The organism is Phytopseudomonas dryadis (genome assembly GCF_004327355.1).
Classification (GTDB): Bacteria; Pseudomonadota; Gammaproteobacteria; order Pseudomonadales; family Pseudomonadaceae; genus Aquipseudomonas; species Aquipseudomonas dryadis.
On record NZ_QJUM01000026.1, the window covers coordinates 43,651 to 60,389 of the forward strand.

Annotated in this window: 18 protein-coding genes and 1 riboswitch; of the genes, 15 read left to right on the plus strand and 3 right to left on the minus strand. The window is 65.1% G+C overall.

The window, feature by feature from the left end; all coding sequences use genetic code 11:
* Positions 1–251 precede the first annotated feature (251 nt).
* The 8 genes from DNK34_RS19755 to DNK34_RS19790 all read left to right on the plus strand — a co-directional run bounded on the left by DNK34_RS19755 (position 252) and on the right by DNK34_RS19790 (position 7,664).
* Entirely contained in the window at positions 252–1,001 is a 750-nt protein-coding gene (locus DNK34_RS19755; protein WP_131176862.1) for a GntR family transcriptional regulator, read from the plus strand.
* Complete coding sequence (locus tag DNK34_RS19760; RefSeq protein WP_131176861.1) at positions 998–2,728, plus strand: fumarate reductase/succinate dehydrogenase flavoprotein subunit; 1,731 nt, start codon at positions 998–1,000, stop codon at positions 2,726–2,728. Before DNK34_RS19755 ends, DNK34_RS19760 begins: the two co-directional genes overlap by 4 nt.
* Positions 2,729–2,824: 96 nt before the next feature.
* Entirely contained in the window at positions 2,825–3,070 is a 246-nt protein-coding gene (locus DNK34_RS19765; protein WP_131176860.1) for a 4Fe-4S dicluster domain-containing protein, read from the plus strand.
* A 245-nt stretch (positions 3,071–3,315) separates the two neighbouring features.
* Positions 3,316–4,722, plus strand: a complete 1,407-nt coding sequence (locus tag DNK34_RS19770) for an ABC transporter substrate-binding protein (protein WP_131176859.1) — start codon at positions 3,316–3,318, stop codon at positions 4,720–4,722.
* 50 nt (positions 4,723–4,772) lie between these two features.
* Positions 4,773–5,555 carry an ABC transporter permease gene (locus DNK34_RS19775; RefSeq protein ID WP_131176858.1) on the plus strand — a complete coding sequence of 261 codons (783 nt, stop codon included), beginning with the start codon at positions 4,773–4,775 and terminating at the stop codon, positions 5,553–5,555.
* Positions 5,555–6,409 carry an ABC transporter ATP-binding protein gene (locus tag DNK34_RS19780; protein ID WP_131176857.1) on the plus strand — a complete coding sequence of 285 codons (855 nt, stop codon included), beginning with the start codon at positions 5,555–5,557 and terminating at the stop codon, positions 6,407–6,409. The genes DNK34_RS19775 and DNK34_RS19780 overlap by 1 nt, the downstream gene beginning before the upstream one ends.
* Positions 6,406–7,374, plus strand: a complete 969-nt coding sequence (locus tag DNK34_RS19785; RefSeq protein WP_131176856.1) for a HEAT repeat domain-containing protein — start codon at positions 6,406–6,408, stop codon at positions 7,372–7,374. Before DNK34_RS19780 ends, DNK34_RS19785 begins: the two co-directional genes overlap by 4 nt.
* Positions 7,371–7,664, plus strand: a complete 294-nt coding sequence (locus DNK34_RS19790) for a DUF971 domain-containing protein (protein WP_131176855.1) — start codon at positions 7,371–7,373, stop codon at positions 7,662–7,664. Before DNK34_RS19785 ends, DNK34_RS19790 begins: the two co-directional genes overlap by 4 nt.
* A gap of 293 nt (positions 7,665–7,957) precedes the next feature.
* On the opposite strand, the gene ykgO is transcribed toward DNK34_RS19790, so the two are convergent.
* On the minus strand, positions 7,958–8,113 hold the full coding sequence (gene ykgO / locus DNK34_RS19795) for a type B 50S ribosomal protein L36 (RefSeq protein WP_042552546.1): 156 nt from the start codon (positions 8,111–8,113) through the stop codon (positions 7,958–7,960).
* Entirely contained in the window at positions 8,110–8,370 is a 261-nt protein-coding gene (locus DNK34_RS19800; RefSeq protein WP_131176854.1) for a type B 50S ribosomal protein L31, read from the minus strand. Before DNK34_RS19800 ends, ykgO begins: the two co-directional genes overlap by 4 nt.
* Before the next feature lie 447 nt (positions 8,371–8,817).
* A riboswitch (cobalamin riboswitch) is annotated at positions 8,818–9,013 on the plus strand.
* 184 nt (positions 9,014–9,197) lie between these two features.
* Between DNK34_RS19800 and DNK34_RS19805 the strand changes: the two genes are divergently transcribed.
* From DNK34_RS19805 to DNK34_RS19835, 7 genes are read left to right on the plus strand one after another with little or no spacing between them, the layout of a single operon-like run.
* Positions 9,198–10,214 carry an ABC transporter substrate-binding protein gene (locus DNK34_RS19805; protein ID WP_131176853.1) on the plus strand — a complete coding sequence of 339 codons (1,017 nt, stop codon included), beginning with the start codon at positions 9,198–9,200 and terminating at the stop codon, positions 10,212–10,214.
* A 58-nt stretch (positions 10,215–10,272) separates the two neighbouring features.
* On the plus strand, positions 10,273–11,307 hold the full coding sequence (locus tag DNK34_RS19810; RefSeq protein WP_131176852.1) for a FecCD family ABC transporter permease: 1,035 nt from the start codon (positions 10,273–10,275) through the stop codon (positions 11,305–11,307).
* On the plus strand, positions 11,304–12,071 hold the full coding sequence (locus DNK34_RS19815; protein WP_131176851.1) for an ABC transporter ATP-binding protein: 768 nt from the start codon (positions 11,304–11,306) through the stop codon (positions 12,069–12,071). Before DNK34_RS19810 ends, DNK34_RS19815 begins: the two co-directional genes overlap by 4 nt.
* A gap of 15 nt (positions 12,072–12,086) precedes the next feature.
* A complete protein-coding gene (locus DNK34_RS19820) occupies positions 12,087–12,527 on the plus strand; it encodes a pseudoazurin (protein WP_131176850.1) in 441 nt (146 codons plus the stop codon).
* A gap of 33 nt (positions 12,528–12,560) precedes the next feature.
* On the plus strand, positions 12,561–13,784 hold the full coding sequence (locus tag DNK34_RS19825; RefSeq protein WP_131176849.1) for an MFS transporter: 1,224 nt from the start codon (positions 12,561–12,563) through the stop codon (positions 13,782–13,784).
* Entirely contained in the window at positions 13,781–15,145 is a 1,365-nt protein-coding gene (locus tag DNK34_RS19830) for an OprD family porin (protein ID WP_131176848.1), read from the plus strand. Before DNK34_RS19825 ends, DNK34_RS19830 begins: the two co-directional genes overlap by 4 nt.
* 42 nt (positions 15,146–15,187) lie before the next feature.
* Positions 15,188–15,580: a hypothetical protein gene (locus tag DNK34_RS19835; RefSeq protein ID WP_411269324.1), complete on the plus strand. Its 393-nt coding sequence runs from the start codon at positions 15,188–15,190 to the stop codon at positions 15,578–15,580.
* Between the two features lie 174 nt (positions 15,581–15,754).
* Here DNK34_RS19835 and DNK34_RS19840 read toward each other — a convergent pair whose 3' ends face one another.
* The gene (locus tag DNK34_RS19840) at positions 15,755–16,735 is read right to left on the minus strand and encodes a hypothetical protein (RefSeq protein WP_131176847.1); all 981 of its coding nucleotides are present in this window, start codon (positions 16,733–16,735) and stop codon (positions 15,755–15,757) included.
* Positions 16,736–16,739: the final 4 nt, after the last annotated feature.

Below are 16,739 nucleotides of genomic sequence, written 5' to 3' on the forward strand. Positions count from 1 at the left end.
CACATATTAAGGGCAGGAGAAATACCTTAATAGAATAATCGCCTTTGCCGGGACGGGTCACATCATTTCGCTTGCCGCGGCGTTGATGGTTGGAGGGCTCGCTCGCTGATCGATGCCTGGCATCCCGATGAAGCCATGGCGGCCGCAATCCCAGCGATATGCTTATTCGATAAAAATATTTCTGACGCTTGGTCCTATTCGATATCTTCTCGTCACTACTTGTTATGACAAGTCGATCGAAAAGGATACACATGTCGCAGTTGCTACCGTTGTCACCGGTTCCCCTCTATAGCCAGCTCAAGGAGCTGCTGCGCTCGCGCATTCTCGATGGCAGCTATGCGTCGCACAGTCGCATGCCCTCGGAAAACGAGCTCGGCCAGCTGTATGGCGTCAGCCGCATCACCGTGCGCCAGGCGCTGGGCGACCTGCAGAAGGAGGGGCTGATCTTCAAGATCCACGGCAAGGGCACCTTCGTCGCCAAGCCCAAGGCCTTCCAGAACGTCAGCACCCTGCAGGGGCTGGCCGAGTCGATGACGCAAATGGGTTATGAGGTGCTCAACAAGCTGCGCAGTTTCCGCCACGTGCCGGCCTCGGCGCTGGTCGCCGAACGCCTGCAGGTGGCGGAGGGCAGCCGCGTCACGGAAGTCCGCCGGGTGCGGCTGATCAACCGCGAGCCGATCTCCCTGGAAATCACCTGGCTGCCGCAGGCCGTGGGCGAGAAGCTGGAAAAGGTCGACCTGGTCACCCGCGACATCTTCCTGATCCTGGAGAACGACTGCGGCATCGCCCTGGGCCATGCCGACCTGGCCATCGACGCCGTGCTGGCCGACAGCGACCTGACCCAGGCCCTGGCGGTGGAAGAGGGCGCGCCGATCATGCGCATCGAGCGCCTGACCCACACCGCCGATGGCACGCCGCTGGATTTCGAACACCTCTACTACCGTGGCGATGCCTTCCAGTATCGCCTGCGCATCGACCGACACAAGGGCGCGCAGCCATGAGCATCGATACCCTGCAACAGGAATACGACATCGTCGTCATCGGCGGCGGCACCGCCGGCCCCATGGCGGCGATCAAGGCCAAGGAGCGCAACAAGGCGCTGCGCGTGCTGCTGGTCGACAAGGCCAACGTCAAGCGCAGCGGGGCGATCAGCATGGGCATGGACGGCCTCAACAACGCCATCGTGCCCGGCCACGCCACGCCCGAGCAGTACACCAAGGAAATCACCGTGGCCAATGACGGCATCGTCAACCAGGCCGCGGTCTATGCCTATGCCACCCACAGTTTCGAGACCATCGAGCAGCTCGACCGCTGGGGGGTGAAGTTCGAGAAGGATGAAACCGGCGACTACGCGGTGAAGAAGGTGCATCACATGGGCGCCTACGTGCTGCCGATGCCCGAGGGGCACGACATCAAGAAGGTGCTGTATCGCCAGCTCAAGCGCGCCCGGGTGGAAATCACCAACCGCCTGGTGGCGACCCGCCTGCTGACCGGTGCCGACGGCGCGGTCAACGGCCTTATGGGTTTCGACTGCCGCACCGCCGATTTCCATGTGATCAAGGCCAAGGCGGTGATCCTCTGCTGCGGCGCGGCCGGACGTCTCGGCCTGCCGGCTTCCGGCTACCTGATGGGTACCTACGAGAACCCGACCAATGCTGGCGACGGCTACGCCATGGCCTATCACGCCGGGGCCGAGCTGGCCAACCTGGAGTGCTTCCAGATCAACCCGCTGATCAAGGATTACAACGGCCCGGCCTGCGCCTACGTCACCGGCCCGCTGGGTGGCTACACCGCCAACAACAAGGGCGAGCGCTTCATCGAGTGCGATTACTGGAGCGGCCAGATGATGTGGGAGTTCCACCAGGAGCTCGAAGGCGGCAACGGCCCGGTGTTCCTCAAGCTCGATCACCTGGCCGAGGAAACCATCCAGACCATCGAGGAGATCCTGCACAGCAACGAGCGTCCCAGCCGCGGCCAGTTCCATGCCGGGCGCGGTACCGACTACCGGCAGAGCATGGTCGAGATGCACATCTCCGAGATCGGCTTCTGCAGCGGCCACAGCGCCTCGGGGGTGTGGGTCAACGAGAAGGCCGAGACCTCGGTCAAGGGGCTTTACGCGGCCGGCGACATGGCGGCGGTGCCGCACAACTACATGCTCGGCGCCTTCACCTACGGCTGGTTCGCCGGCAACAACGCCGCCGACTATGTGGCCGAGCGCGACTACAGCGCCCTGGATCAGGCGCAGATCGACGCCGAGCGGGCGCGGGTCTATGCGCCGCTGCATCGCGAGCACGGCCTGCCGCCCGCACAGGTCGAGTACAAGCTGCGCCGCTTCGTCAACGATTACCTGCAACCACCGAAGGTCACCCGGAAGATGGAGATCGGCCTGCAACGCTTCGCCGCCATCGAGGCGGATCTGACCGAGCTGAAGGCCAACAATGCTCACGAGCTGATGCGCGCCATGGAAGTCAGCGTGATCCGCGACTGCGCGGAAATGGCCGCGCGCGCCTCGCTGTTTCGCAAGGAAAGCCGTTGGGGCCTGTACCACCACCGGGTCGATCACCCCGAGCGCAACGACGCCGAGTGGTTCGTGCATTGCCACCTGAAGAAGGACGAACACGGCCGGATGGTCAGCTTCAAGCAGCCGGTCGAGCCCTATCTGATCGCCCTGGATGACGAAGAGCAGCAGGCCTACAACCGCCTGCGGGTGAAAACCGAAGCCGCGTGACGAAAGTAGGGTGCAAGACCGCGAAGCGTCTTCCACCAGCGTGCCTGCAGAGATGCAGAAAAAGACGAGAGCCACAGGCTCCGAGGACACCGTGATATGGCCTTCCAGCCCCAGGAAATCCTGCTGCGCAGCAATGCGCCCGTGACCATCGACGAAGACAAGTGCATCGCCCACAAGGGCTGCACCGTGTGTGTCGACGTCTGCCCGATGGACCTGCTGGCGATCAACCCCGCGACGCAGAAGGCCTACATGGCCTTCGACGAGTGTTGGTACTGCATGCCGTGCGAGAAGGATTGCCCGACCGATGCGGTGCGCGTCGAGATTCCCTATCTGCTGCGTTGAACGAAACGCGATTTGACTTTTTGTAGGAGCCCGCTTGCGGGCGATTAGCGGGAAAGCATCGCCCGCAAGCGGGCTCCTACGGAATGTACGGCCTTAGCCATTCGCTACGCGTTAGTCACAACAGCTAGAAAAGCGACACGCCATCCGGCCAACCACCGGACGCCCGATGCCACACCCCTCGTTTCCCACCCTCGACCCGATGGCGGAGACGATTCCAACACCTATTGATTCGAGGGGAGACACCCATGCACTTGCGTACCACTCTGGTCGGCCTCGCGCTGGCCATCGGCGCCGTCTCGGCGCAGGCTGAAACCATCCGCATCGCCATCGGCACCCAGGACACCACCATCAACTGCGCTACCGGCGGTTTGCTGATCCGCGAGCTCGGCCTGCTCGACAAGTACCTGCCGCGCGACGGCAAGTACCAGGATGCCAAGTACCAGATCGAGTGGAAGAATTTCACCAGCGGCGCGCCACTGACCAACGAAATGGTCGCCGGCAAGCTCGACTTCGGTGCCATGGCCGACTTCCCCGGTTCGTTCAACGGCGTGGCCTTCCGTGATGCCGGCAAGCAGAGCCTGTTCATCAGCGTCCTGTCCGGTAGCACCAAGGGCAGCGGCAACGGCATCGTGGTGCCGGCGTCGTCCAGCGTGCAGTCGCTGGCCGAGCTCAAGGGCAAGACCATTTCCGTGCCGTTCGCCTCCACCGCCCACGGCATGCTGCTGCGCGCCGTTGCCGCTCAGGGCTGGGACCCGCAGAAGGACGTGCGCATCATCGCCCAGGCGCCGGAGATCGCCGGCTCGGCGCTGCGCAGCAACCGTATCGAGGCCCACGCCGACTTCGTGCCCTTCGCCGAGCTGTTCCCCAACCGTGGCTTCGCCCGCAAGATCTACGACGGCTCCCAGGCCAACGCGCCGACCTTCCACGGTGCCCTGGTGGATGCGGCCTACGCCGAGAAATACCCGGAGATCGTCACCGCCTACCTGCGCGCCGGTCTGGAGGCCGATCGCCTGATCGCCGCCGAGCCGGAGAAGTACAGCGAGCTGATCGAGAAGGTCACCGGCATCGAGGCCGAGGTGAACTACCTGTTCCACGGCCCGCTCGGCCTGCAGACCCGCGACCTGACCTGGAAGCCCGAATACCGCCAGGCCGTCGCCACCTCCATCGACACCCTCAAGCTGCTGAAGAAGACCGACCGCGGCCTGAACGTCGAGCAGTTCGTCGACGACCAGTACATCCGCGCCGCCTTCAAGGCCGAGGGCCGCGACTACGACCAGGCCCTGGCCGACTACGCGCAGTTGCCGCTCGAGGCCAACGATGCGGTGACCGGCCGGCCGATCAGCGACTTCAAGCGCCTGGCGCAGATCTGGGTGCGTGGCGAGGACAAGGTGCGTCATTACGCATCCCCGGAAGCGGCGCTCAAGGCGCTGGCGCAACTCGAAGAGGAGGGCAAGGACATCCGCGCCATCTACGCCCAGGCCGCCGACAGTGGCATCAAGCTGCTGGCCAACCAGGCCTGGTTCGTGCGCAACGGCAAGGGCGAGCTGAGCGCCTTCCTGCTCAAGGGGCAGGCCGAGGCCTATGCCAAGGCCCACGGCGGTGAAGCCCTGGACTTCGGCAGCGCCAACCAGCGTCTGCTGGCGGCACGCTGAGCGGTCTGCTGCGCCATGCCTCGCGTGGTGCAGCGTCTCACTGGAGCCTGATGATGACTTCTTTACAGCGTTGGCCCCTGCGTCTGCTCTCGCTCGCCTTGTGCCTGGGGTTCTGGCAGGTGGCGACCCACTCGCGCCTGGATCTCGGCCTGCTCACCTTCACCTACGTGCCCACGCCGGGGTCGGTCGTCGACGCCGCCTGGGCGCTGCTGGAATCCAGCAGACTCTGGGATCATGTTGGCGCCAGCCTTCGCCGGGTCTTCAGCGGCTACCTGGTCGCCGCGCTGTTGGGCGTCGCCCTGGGCATCGCCATCGGCCGTTCGCGCTGGGCCGAAGACAGCCTGCTGCCGCCGCTGGAAGTGCTGCGGCCGATTCCGGCCGTGGCCTGGATTCCCCTGGCGATCCTGATGTTCCCCTCGTCGGAACTGTCGATGATCTTCATCACCTTCACCGGCGCGCTGTTTCCGGTATTGCTCAACACCGTGCACGGCGTGGAAGGCGTCGATGCGCGGCTGGTCGCCTCGGCGCGCAGCCTCGGTGCCGGGCGTCTGGCGATCCTCCGCGAGGTGATCCTGCCGGGCGCGGCGCCAAGCATCGTCACCGGCCTGGCGATCGGCATGGGGACGTCCTGGTTCTGCCTGGTCACCGCCGAGATGATCTCCGGGCAGTTCGGCATCGGCTACTACACCTGGGAGTCCTACACCATCCAGAACTACCCGGACATCATCGTCGGCATGCTGCTGATCGGCGTGCTCGGCATGGGCAGCAGCGTGCTGGTCAAGCGCCTCGGCAACCTGCTGACGCCCTGGTACCGCAGTGGAGGGCGCCGTTGATGAACATTCACCAGGCCAACCTGTCGCCAGGGCGCATCGAGGTCGAACGCCTGACCATTCGCCTGGGCGAGGGCGCCCAGGCCTTCGAAGCCGTGCAGTCGCTGGATTTCTCCATCGCCGCTGGTGAGTTCGTGTGCATTCTCGGGCCCTCCGGTTGCGGCAAGTCGACCCTGCTCGGCGCCCTGGCCGGACACCTGACGCCCAGCGCCGGCTCCCTGCGGGTCGATGGCCAGGCGGTGGACGGCCCGTCGCCGCAGCGCGGCATGGTGTTCCAGCATCACACCCTGTTGCCCTGGCGCAGCGTGCTCGACAACGTCGCCTTCGGCCTGAAGATGCAGGGCATCGGCAAGGCCGAGCGGCACCACCAGGCCCGCGAATTTCTCGGCCTGGTAGGGTTGCAGGATTTCGCCACGCGCTGGCCCAACCAACTGTCCGGGGGCATGCAGCAACGGGCGGAAATCGCCCGGGTGCTGATCAACCGGCCGCGTCTGCTGCTGATGGACGAACCCTTCGGCGCCCTCGACGCGCAAACGCGCAGCAAGATGCAGGAACTGCTGCTGGATATCTGGGGCAGGGTGCGCACCACGGTGGTGTTCGTCACCCACGATATCGACGAAGCCTTGTTCCTCGCCGACCGCATTCTGGTAATGAGTCCGCGGCCGGGACGCTTCATCGAAGACCTGCGCCTGGACTTCCGCCGTCCGCGGCATGCGGGCCTGTTGACCAGCCCCGAATTCGTGCAGCTCAAGCGCCACTGCCTGGAGCTGCTGCGCCATGAAGAAGGCCGCGAGCTGCCGCGCCTGACGCCGCTCGGGCTGCCCACCGATCATCCGCCCTTGCGAGTTGCCCTATGAGCGACTTGAGTACCGACAATCCCGACATTCTCGAGCTGCTGCCACGTCTGCAGGACGAGGACGCCGGCGTGCGGCGCATCGCCCTGATCGAACTGGCCGACCTGGAGGAACCCGACGCCTTGCCCTGGCTGGTGCAGGCGCTGGGTAGGGATCCGTCCGCCGACGTGCGCGCCGAGGCGGCGCGCCTGCTGGAGGCCTGGGAAGAGCCGGAAGTGGTGAGTGGCCTGTGCGCGGCGCTGACCGATGCCGACGCCCGTGTGCGCGGCGCGGCGGCGCAAAGCCTGAGCGAGTTGAAAAGCGCCGATGCCGGCCGCGTGGTGCTGCCCTGGGCCACGCATGCCGATGCCTTCGTCCGCGCCAGTACCCTGCGGGCGTTGCGTGAGCTGCGCCTGGTGGACAGCGTGCCCACGGCCGTTGCCGCCTTGCAGGACAGCGATGCCTTCGTCCGTCGTGAAGCGGTGGGCATCCTCGGTTGGTTGAAGCAGACCGATGCCTTGCCGCAACTGGCACGACTGGCCAGCGACGATGCCGATACCGAAGTACGCCGCGCCGCCACCGGCGCGCTTGGCCTGGCCAGTGACGACAGCGTGTTGCCGGCCTTGCAGGCGGCCCTGAAGGATCGCGAATGGCAGGTGCGTGAGGAAGCGGCCACCACCCTGGGCAAGGTCGGCCGCAGCGGCGCCGGCCCGGCGTTGCTGGAAGCGCTGGATGACAGCTACTGGCAGGTGCGGCTGCGCGCCGTGCGGGCGCTCGGACGCTTGCGTTTCACGGCGGCGCGCGACGCCCTGGTGGAACTGCTGGGGCACGCCATCAGCAACCTGCGCAAGGAATCGGCGCTGGCGCTGGGCGAACTGGGCGATGCTCAGGCGTTGCCAGCCCTGCAGGCCGCCGAGCAGGATGCCGACCCGGAAGTGCGCAAGGCGGTGCGTATCGCCATCGCGCAGTTGCGTGCCGTCGCTCCATGAGCCAGGTCCCCGTCGCGCTGCGCAACAGCGCCGGGCAAGCGCTATTGACCATCGACTGGGGCGAGGGGCAGGTGCAACAACTCGGCCATGGGCGCTTGCGTGCCCAGTGTCCGTGCTCGCAATGCCGGGCGGCACGCCTGGCGCAGCGTATCGACGTGGCGCCTGCGGGCGTGCGGATCACGGCGATCCATTCTCAGGGCTATGGTGTGCAGCTGGTGTTCGATGACGGCCATGATCGCGGTATCTATCCCTGGAGCTACCTGCGCGAACTGGGAGAGACTGGGATTTGAGTTGGGGGCTTGTCGTATTGCTTGGTTGTCACGACGCCACTCCTGCTGGACGGCCGAGACCGCTTCGCGCCGGGGGCGACGCTCCTACGCGATTGATGTCGGACGCCATCTCGCAGGCACCTCGGTATTGTAGGAGCCGCCCCCCCGCGGCGAATCGTGCGGCCGACGCAATTATGCGGTAAGGCCACTGTCGCATCGCCCGCAAGGCTAGGCGCCCCGCAGCTCCTGCAGGTGAGCTAATAACCGCGTCCCGAAGCGATCGCTTCGCGCCAGAGTTGCTGATTCAAGCTCACTTATCCCTTGTTCTTGCGCTGCGGTTTGGGCCGCCCCTGTACGCACTTGAAACGCGGTTCGGTCTTGCAGATCACGTAGATACGCCCGCGGCGCTTGACGATCTGGCAGTCGCGATGGCGCAGCTTGGCCTGTTTCAGCGAGGCGACGACTTTCATGAGCGGGCTCCTGCGAATCCGGCGAAGCGCTTGTTGAAGCCGGCCACGCGGCCTTCGCTCTTGGTCTGGCGCTGCTGGCCGGTGTAGATCGGGTGCGAGACGCTGGACACATCCAGGGCGACGTAGGGGTAGGTGTTGCCATCGCTGTGCTCGCGGGTCTTGTCGGTGCTCACCGTGGAGCCGATCAGCCAGTAGGCGTCAGCGGAGACATCGTGGAACAGCACGGGACGGTAATCGGGGTGGATGCCGGGTTTCATGGGAACTCCAATCAATATGTTATAAAATAACATTTATCAGTTTATTGATTTTGGTTCTCATTTCAAGCGGAATCTTCAGTGCCTGCTACAAGGCGATAGCAGACTCTCGTAGGATGGGTGAAACCCATCGGCGATTGATGGGTTTCACCCATCCTACAGGCTGGAGGCTGAACGAGAAGCAGACCGCATAGGCTCTTTCGTCCAGCTTTCCAGCCTCAAGCGTTTTTGATCGAAGGCCGAAGGCCGCTTCCGCCTTATCCCGGACGGTGGCTTGTCCAGCGGTCGATCCGGGCGCGATAAGCGCGTTGCATTATTGTTATATTATAACAATAATGGCGACAAGGAGTTTCACTACGCCATCCGTCTGCCGCCCGCTATTTTTCCCGTGCAACCGGGAAAGACAGCAACAACCCGCGGCAAACAGCGCTGCCGTGACGCGACTCGATCGTTTAAGATGCCGCCGCCGGTTTCCGCGAGGAATCAATAGGGAATCCGACGCCACCTCATGTGGCGAAACGGAACTGCCCCCGCAACTGTAGGTGCTGAGCATGGCTGCATTCGTGTCACTGGAAGCGATTCCGGGAAGGCCGCAGCAGTGCGTCGACGTACCAGTCAGGAGACCTGCCGGCATAGGTCTGATCAGCTGCCGTGCCGCGGTGGTCGGGCGCTGCAATCGAACCAGCCGGCGGGGTGTCCGGGAGGGGGCATCGACGACGACCGGTTCCGTTTGGACGGAACGCGCTCGGCCATGGCCGGGCGATGCGATGTGTTCTTCTGCCTGCACTACGCCGCCTATGCGTATCTGTTGATTTGGAGATCACCCCCGCATGCTCGTGTCTCGTTTCGCCTTTTTCGCCGCCGCCCTTGGTTGCGCGCCGCTGGCCCTGGCTGCCGGTTCCACTCAATACCCGCTGAGCCTCGACAACTGCGGCCACGAGCTGAGCTTCGCCGCTGCGCCGAAGAGTGCCGTGACCATCGGCCAGGCCGGCAGCGAGATCCTCTATGCCCTGGGCCTGGGCGAGCGCCTGGTCGGCACCTCGCTGTGGTTCAGCAAGGTGCTGCCCGAGTTCGAGGCGCAGAACGCCAAGGTCGAGCGCCTGGCCGACAACGACCCGAGCTTCGAGTCGGTGATCAACAAGCGCCCCGGCCTGGTCGCCGTGCAGTTCGAGTGGATGGTCGGCGAGCAGGGCGTGGTCGGTACCCGCGAGCAGTTCCACGGGTTGAAGATCCCCACCTACATCCTGCCGTCCGACTGCGAGGGCAAGGACAACCTGGTCGGCGCCGATGGCACCCGCTTGCAGCCGTTCCAGATCGACAGCCTGTACAAGGGCATCCGCCAACTGGCCGAAATCTTCGACGTGCAGGCCGAGGGCGAGAAGCTGGTCGGCGGCCTGCAGGCCCGTCTGCACGAGGCCGTGGCCGGTGCCGAACAGCGCCAGGCCAGGGGAATCTCCGCCGCCTTCTGGTTCTCCAGCGCCGACCTGGATCTCGACCCCTATGTGGCCGGGCAGAAGGGTGTGGCCGACTACATGATGAAGTCCCTGGGCCTGCGCAACGTGGTCGAGTCCAGCGAGGAATGGCCGACCGTGGGCTGGGAAACCCTGGCCAAGGCCAACCCGAGCGTGCTGGTGCTGGCGCGCATGGATCGCCGCCGCTTCCCGGCCGACGACGTGGAGAAGAAACTGGAGTTCCTGCGCAACGACCCGGTGGCCCGGCACATGGAGGCGGTGAAGAACGGCCGTATCGTGATTCTCGACGCCGACGGCATGCAGGCGTCGCTGCGCATGATCGCCGGCATCGAAACCCTGGCCCAGGCCGTTGACGGGTTCGATCTGACAAAATGATGGACGTGCTTTCTAACGTCGCGCAGCGACGGCTCGCAGGGATGGCGGGCCCTGGAACATGATGGCGCGCGGCTCTCGCCTGTTGCTTTATACGTTCGCCTGCCTGTTGCTGCTGGCCGTGGCGCTGATCGCCGGCGTGGCGCTGGGCGAAACGCCGATTCCGCTGTCGGTGGTGTTCCAGGTGCTGGCCAACAAGCTGTTCGGCGCAGGCTTCGTGCTGGACCCGATCGACGAAGGCATCGTCTGGAACTACCGCCTGACCCGCGCCCTGGTAGCGGCCTGCTGCGGCGCCGGACTGGCGGTATCCGGCGTGGTGCTGCAGGCGCTGCTGCGCAATCCCCTGGCCGACCCCTACCTGCTCGGCATCTCCGCCGGCGCCTCCACGGGCGCGGTTTCGGTGGCGCTGCTCGGCGTCGGGGCAGGGATGTTGTCGCTGTCCATGGGCGCCTTCATCGGCGCCATCGCGGCTTTCAGCCTGGTCGCCCTGCTGGCCCGTGCCGCTGGCGGCGGCGCGCTGAACGGCAGTGGGCAGATCATCCTCGCCGGCATCGCCGGTTCGCAGCTGTTCAATGCCATGACCTCGCTGCTGATCACCAAGTCGGCCAGCGCCGAGCAGGCCCGCGGCATCCTGTTCTGGCTGCTCGGCAACCTCAGCGGGGTCGACTGGCAGGACGTGGCGCTGGCCGTGCCGGTGGCCCTGGCCGGCGTGCTGCTATGTATCTGGCATACCCGGGCCTTGGATGCCTTCACCTTCGGCGCCGAGTCGGCGGCCTCCCTGGGTGTGCCGGTGCGCCGTGTGCAGGCCACGTTGATCGCCAGCGCGGCGCTGGTCACCGCGGTGATTGTGTCGATCGTCGGCTCCATCGGCTTCGTCGGCCTGGTGATTCCCCATGCCGCGCGCCTGCTGGTCGGTGTGCGCCATGGTCGGCTGGTGCCGGTCAGTGCCCTGACCGGCGCAGTGTTCCTGATCGCCGCCGACGTGCTCTCGCGCACCGCGATCAAGGGGCAGGTGCTGCCCATCGGCGTGGTCACCGCGCTGATCGGCGCGCCTGCCTTCGCGCTGATCCTGGTGCGCGGGAGACGGCCACGATGAGTACCGTTCTGCACTGCGAGAACCTGGGCTGGTCGGTGAAGGGGCGCGCCATCGTCGACGGCGTCGACCTGCGCTTGCAGCAGGGCGAAACCCTTGGCCTGATCGGCCCCAATGGTTCCGGCAAGTCGACCCTGCTCAAGCTGCTGTCCGGCATCCGCGTGCCCGGCAGCGGCCAGCTATGGCTGCAGGGCCGGCCGCTGGCGAGCCTGAGCCGCCGCGAAGTCGCCCGGCAGCTGGCCTTCGTCGAACAGCAGGCCGATACCGCCGATGCGGTGAGCGTGCGCGATGCCGTGGAACTGGGCCGCACACCCTGGCTGTCGGCCTTGCAGCCCTGGTCGGCCGAGGATGAGCGGATCGTCGCCCAGGCCCTGGCCGATGTGGACATGGCCGAGATGGCGGAGCGCGCCTGGAGCACCTTGTCCGGGGGCGAGCGCCAGCGCGTGCATATCGCCCGGGCGCTGGCTCAGCGGCCGCAGGTCCTGTTGCTCGACGAGCCCACCAATCACCTGGATATCCAGCACCAGTTGGCGATCCTGAGCCTGGTGCGGGCGTTGCCGGTGACCAGCCTGATCGCCTTGCACGACCTCAACCAGGCCCTGCAATGCGACCGCCTCGGCGTGATGCGGCACGGGCGTCTGGTGGCGCTCGGTACGCCAGCCGAGGTGCTTACCACTGAATGCCTGCGCGACACCTTCGGGGTGCGCGCCCGCTACCTGGTCGACCCCGAAGACGGCGATCGGGTACTGCGTTTCCAACCTGTCTGACATGAGTGCATGAGCATGCCTGTTTCTTCGTTGTTCGCTGTTCTGCTGGTCTTGCTGGGCGCGGCTCCGGCCCTGGCCGAAACCCATGAGGTGAAGATGCTCAACCGCGGCGCGACCGGCGCCATGGTCTACGAGCCCGATTACCTGGCCATAGCCCCGGGCGACAAGGTCAAGTTCATCGCCACTCACTCGACCCATAATGCCGCCAGTATCCCCGGTTTTCTGCCGGCCGCTGCCGAACCGTTCAAGGGCCGGATCGACGAAGAACTCGAGGTGAGCTTCAGCGAGCCCGGCCTGTATGGCATCCAGTGCATTCCGCACCTGGCCATGGGCATGGTCATGCTGATCCAGGTCGGCGCGCAGCCAGCCAGCGAGGCGCAGATTCCGGCGCAACTGCCGGCGCGGGCCAGGCAGCGCTTCGAACAGATCGTCCAGCGTGCGACCCAGATACCTTGAATTCGATGAGCCAGTCATGAGCAGCCAACAGCCATGAGCCGAGTGTTGAACACCTTCGCCAGCCTGTCCCCCGCGGCACGGGTGCTGGTGCTCAACAGCCTGGCCTTCAACTTCGGCTTCTACATGCTGGTGCCCTACCTGGCCGGGCATCTCAGCGACACCCTGGGGCTGGCCGGCTGGGCCGTTGGCCTGGTGCTCGGCATCCGCGTGTTCAGCCAGCAGGGTCTGTTCCTGTTCGGCGGACTGCTGGGCGATCGCATCGGCTACCGCCGCGCCATCCTGGTCGGCTGCCTGGTGCGCTGCGTCGGTTTCGCCGTGCTCGGCTTCTCGGAAAGTCTGGTGATCCTGCTGCTGGCCGCCTGCGTCAGCGGCTTCGCCGGTGCGCTGTTCACGCCCTGCGCCCAGGCCTACCTGGCCGACGAGTGCCAGGACGCGCAGCAGCGCAAGCGGGCCTTCGCCCTGCAGAACATGGCCAGTACCGCCGGCATGTTGCTCGGGCCATTGGCGGGGTTGCTGCTGATCGGTATCGACTTCGCGCTGTCCGGCAGCGTGGCGGCGGGTCTGTTCCTGCTGATGACCCTGGTGCAGTGGCGCTTTCTTCCGCCCAAGGAACTGGTTTCCGGGGAGCGACCGGTGACCATGCTGCGCCAGTGCCTGGACATGCTGCAGCAGCGCTGCTTCCTGCGTTTCGCCTTGCTGGCGGCGGCCTATCCGTTGCTGTTCCACCCGCTGTACCTGGCGCTGCCGGCCTACAGCCACGCCCATGGTGGTGGTCAGGCGTGGATCACCCGGGTGTTCGTCATCAGCGCACTGGTCGGCGTGCTGCTGCAGATGCCGATCAGCGCGTTGCGCCAGCGCTGGCTCAGCGAAGGGCAGGGCATGGCCCTGGGCCTGGCGCTGATGGCCGCCAGCTATGGCCTGCTGGCCGAGCCCATGGCCAGCCTGCTGAGCCCGCGCTGGGCGATCCTGCTGATGGCGGCGTTGCTCAGCCTCGGCAGCCTGCTGGTGCTGCCGCTGCTGTCGGCCCATGTACCGTATTACGCGCGCCCTGGCCAACTGGCGGCCTATTACGGCTTCTTCGCCGGCGTTGGCGGCCTGGCCGCGCTGCTCGGCAACGTATTGATCGGTCGCCTGCTGGCGGCCGAGCAGGCGCCACCGCAATTACTGTGGTGGGCACTGACCTGCATCGGGATGGGCGCCGCAGTGGGCCTGTCCCGGCATATGGAACGATTATCCCGACACAAGGAGCAAGCATGAACCGGCCGTACCCGAAACCCGTCCTGATCGCCGCCACGGTATGCTGCCTTTCGCCGCTGGCGCTGGCTGCGCCGCAGAGCGCTCAGTCGCACTCCGCCGGCTTTATCGAGGATGCCAGCTGGAGTCTGCTCAACCGCAGCGTCTACGAGAACCGCGACTACCGTAACGGCGGGCGCAGCAACGGTGCGCGCAACGCCTACAAGCCGCGGACCGAGCGCAATGGTTACGCCGAGGAGTGGGGCTACGGGCTGATGGGCGAGTTCAAGTCGGGCTTTACCCAGGGCACCCTCGGCTTCGGCCTGGACGGACACCTGTACCTGTCGCAGAAACTCGACGGTGGCGGCGGCCGCGCCGGCAAGCTGCGCCACCTGCCGGTGGACAACGAGGGCTACGACCAGGACGGCGCCGCCCGTGGCGGCGCGGCGCTCAAGGCGCGGCTGTCGTCGACCTGGCTGCGTTACGGCGAGCAGCGGGTGAAAACGCCGATTTTCTCTTCGTCCGACAGCCGCCTGCTGCCCGAGACCCACACCGGCTGGTTCGTCGACAGTCGCGAGTTCGACGACCTGACCCTGGTCGGCGGGCATTTCACCGGTTCGGCGGATCGCAACTCGCGCAGCAACAACAATCCGCTGGTGATCAACTACGCCGATCCGTCCATGCGCCTGGGCAATGCCTTCAGCTTCGTCGGTGGCAGCTACAGCGGTGTGCCGGGGCTGTCCGTCAGCCTCTACAGCGGCGAACTGGAAGACAGCTGGCGCACGCACTACCTGGGCAGCAGCTACAGCCATGCCCTGGCCGAGGACAAGGCCATCAGTGTCGATCTGCATCTGTACCGCAGCAGCGACACCGGCAAGGCGCTGGCCGGTAGGGTGTCCAACACCACCGGCAGCCTGCTGCTCAGCTATGCCCAGGGCTACCACAAGGTCGGCCTGGGCTATCAGAAGGTCGCTGGCGACACACCGTTCGACTACGTCACCCGTGGCGCGATCTGGCTGGGCAACGCGGTGCAGCTGTCGGACTTCAACGCGCCTAACGAAACCTCCTGGCAATTGCGCTACGACTACGATCTGGCCGCGGTCGGCGTGCCGGGGCTGAGCGCCAGCGCCGCCTACATCCGCGGCAGCGGCATCGACGGCAGCGATGTCGACCCCACGGGCAGTTACGCCTGGCTGGGCTACGGCAAGGGCGGCAGGCACTGGGAGCGCGACCTCAACCTGCGCTACGTGGTGCAGTCCGGTGCGGCCAAGGATCTGACGGTGCTGCTGCGCCACAGCCTGCACCGCGGCAATGCCGCCCAGGCCGAGGGCGATGTCGATCAGGTGCGCCTGTCCGTGGAGTATCCGCTGAGCGGGCGGCTCTGATGCGCTAGCATGAACGCCCATCGACCTGCCCAGGAGCTGCCCGTGTCGATCTGTCTCAAGCTGGTTCCAGGTGTTCTGCTCGCCTGCCTCTGGACGCTGCCTGCCCAGGCTGCGTTCATGCTGCCCGGCGATGCCATGCAGTGCGTGCGCAGCGCCAGCGTGCTCAATTGCACGGATCGATTCGGCAATCACTACGGCATCGTGCAGCGTGGCAACGACACGCTGATGCGCGGCTTCGATGCCATCAGTGGGCAGACCTGGGCACAGACCAGTACCACTTATGGTCGCCTGCAGCTATTTACCGGCATCAGCAGCAGCGGCGAGCTGTGGGTGGGTTCCAGCCGGCGCATCGGCTGGAACGTGGTCAGCCGCTTTTCCAGTTCCCAGGGCGAGCGCGACCGGGTCAGTTGCAATCGAATCAGTGGGTGCCGCTAGCTTTGATCTGTTCATCCGGGGATCAAAAGGGGCTACCAATCCAACCCGGTTCTAGGAACCTCAAATGAACAGTCATAAGCGGGCCCGTTTGACGTCGAGCGATCGGATGGCGTCTTCGAGAAACCGCATGCCTCGCACCGGTGGCGGCATGAATGACGGATAACGCGTTTGCCATCAGCCTTCTTCATCATTTTCTCCATTGGCTGCGCCGCCTACCGTCAGAATCTTGATGTCCGGCGCCCAGCCTTCGGGAAGTTCAGGTGGGCTGACCGAATCCAGATCGAGACGGATGAACGACCTGAGGATCGACTGGAACGTTTCGGTGTCACGCGCCCAATGGATCACCCCATCGAAATCCTTCGCAAGCCGATGGGTGAGATCAAGTGACGAGCGGCGGTTTACTCCGACCGGACTATCGACCTGGACGATGGCGATCTTGTCGCCGCCCACCCATTGCACGATGTCAGCAGGGAATTCGTGGGCATAGTCGCGCCTGCCATTCCAAACTGCCGTTCGGATGGCCTTTCCGGCTGGTGTCGTGATCCGAAATATCCAAGGACAATCTTCCTGCGTCTCCCCTTGCGCAGCGTAAAACTTAGGGGGTGGCGGATGATCCAGAATTGCCGCTTTTTGCTCCAATATTCGACGACGTTGCGCATCGGTCAGTCGAGAGATCTGCTGACCTTGAGGATTGAACTGCCGAATATGTTTCGAATATGAGATTTGCGCAGTGCCGGCGTCATACACATCCGAATTCGGAAACGCGAACAGCAGCACTTGGCCCGTGAAGCAGCGCAAATGCCTTGTCACGATGTCCCACGCAATGTCCTCGTGAGCGATCGGCACAACATGAAGCACGGCTTCCGGCATTTCCATAGCCAGCCGCTCGATGACGGCGATACCAACTGCGCTGAACGATTCCCCGTCGCCAAGACAGAAGCCAACATGGAAAGTCCGTGATTCAACTACGGCCTTGAACGTTTGCAGAACCACTTGTGCCGATTCTTTAATGACGGTCTCGCCGGTCAGTTCGCGGATACGTGCACCGTTGATCGCAGCAACGGGGGGGAGGACATGGAGGTCTATCGTGCCCCTGAAATTGTCGGCGTCTGGCCAAGCCGACCGCTCTTGCTTTTTCCGCTTGGCTTCGCCCACCGCA

What these genes read in the sequence shown, in the direction of transcription:
- DNK34_RS19755 (WP_131176862.1), top strand. Translation starts at nt 252, where the DNA reads ATGTCGCAGTTGCTACCGTTGTCACCGGTTCCCCTCTATAGCCAGCTC.
- DNK34_RS19760 (WP_131176861.1), top strand. Translation starts at nt 998, where the DNA reads ATGAGCATCGATACCCTGCAACAGGAATACGACATCGTCGTCATCGGC.
- DNK34_RS19765 (WP_131176860.1), top strand. Translation starts at nt 2,825, where the DNA reads ATGGCCTTCCAGCCCCAGGAAATCCTGCTGCGCAGCAATGCGCCCGTG.
- DNK34_RS19770 (WP_131176859.1), top strand. Translation starts at nt 3,316, where the DNA reads ATGCACTTGCGTACCACTCTGGTCGGCCTCGCGCTGGCCATCGGCGCC.
- DNK34_RS19775 (WP_131176858.1), top strand. Translation starts at nt 4,773, where the DNA reads ATGATGACTTCTTTACAGCGTTGGCCCCTGCGTCTGCTCTCGCTCGCC.
- DNK34_RS19780 (WP_131176857.1), top strand. Translation starts at nt 5,555, where the DNA reads ATGAACATTCACCAGGCCAACCTGTCGCCAGGGCGCATCGAGGTCGAA.
- DNK34_RS19785 (WP_131176856.1), top strand. Translation starts at nt 6,406, where the DNA reads ATGAGCGACTTGAGTACCGACAATCCCGACATTCTCGAGCTGCTGCCA.
- DNK34_RS19790 (WP_131176855.1), top strand. Translation starts at nt 7,371, where the DNA reads ATGAGCCAGGTCCCCGTCGCGCTGCGCAACAGCGCCGGGCAAGCGCTA.
- ykgO (WP_042552546.1), bottom strand. Translation starts at nt 8,113, where the DNA reads ATGAAAGTCGTCGCCTCGCTGAAACAGGCCAAGCTGCGCCATCGCGAC.
- DNK34_RS19800 (WP_131176854.1), bottom strand. Translation starts at nt 8,370, where the DNA reads ATGAAACCCGGCATCCACCCCGATTACCGTCCCGTGCTGTTCCACGAT.
- DNK34_RS19805 (WP_131176853.1), top strand. Translation starts at nt 9,198, where the DNA reads ATGCTCGTGTCTCGTTTCGCCTTTTTCGCCGCCGCCCTTGGTTGCGCG.
- DNK34_RS19810 (WP_131176852.1), top strand. Translation starts at nt 10,273, where the DNA reads ATGATGGCGCGCGGCTCTCGCCTGTTGCTTTATACGTTCGCCTGCCTG.
- DNK34_RS19815 (WP_131176851.1), top strand. Translation starts at nt 11,304, where the DNA reads ATGAGTACCGTTCTGCACTGCGAGAACCTGGGCTGGTCGGTGAAGGGG.
- DNK34_RS19820 (WP_131176850.1), top strand. Translation starts at nt 12,087, where the DNA reads ATGCCTGTTTCTTCGTTGTTCGCTGTTCTGCTGGTCTTGCTGGGCGCG.
- DNK34_RS19825 (WP_131176849.1), top strand. Translation starts at nt 12,561, where the DNA reads ATGAGCCGAGTGTTGAACACCTTCGCCAGCCTGTCCCCCGCGGCACGG.
- DNK34_RS19830 (WP_131176848.1), top strand. Translation starts at nt 13,781, where the DNA reads ATGAACCGGCCGTACCCGAAACCCGTCCTGATCGCCGCCACGGTATGC.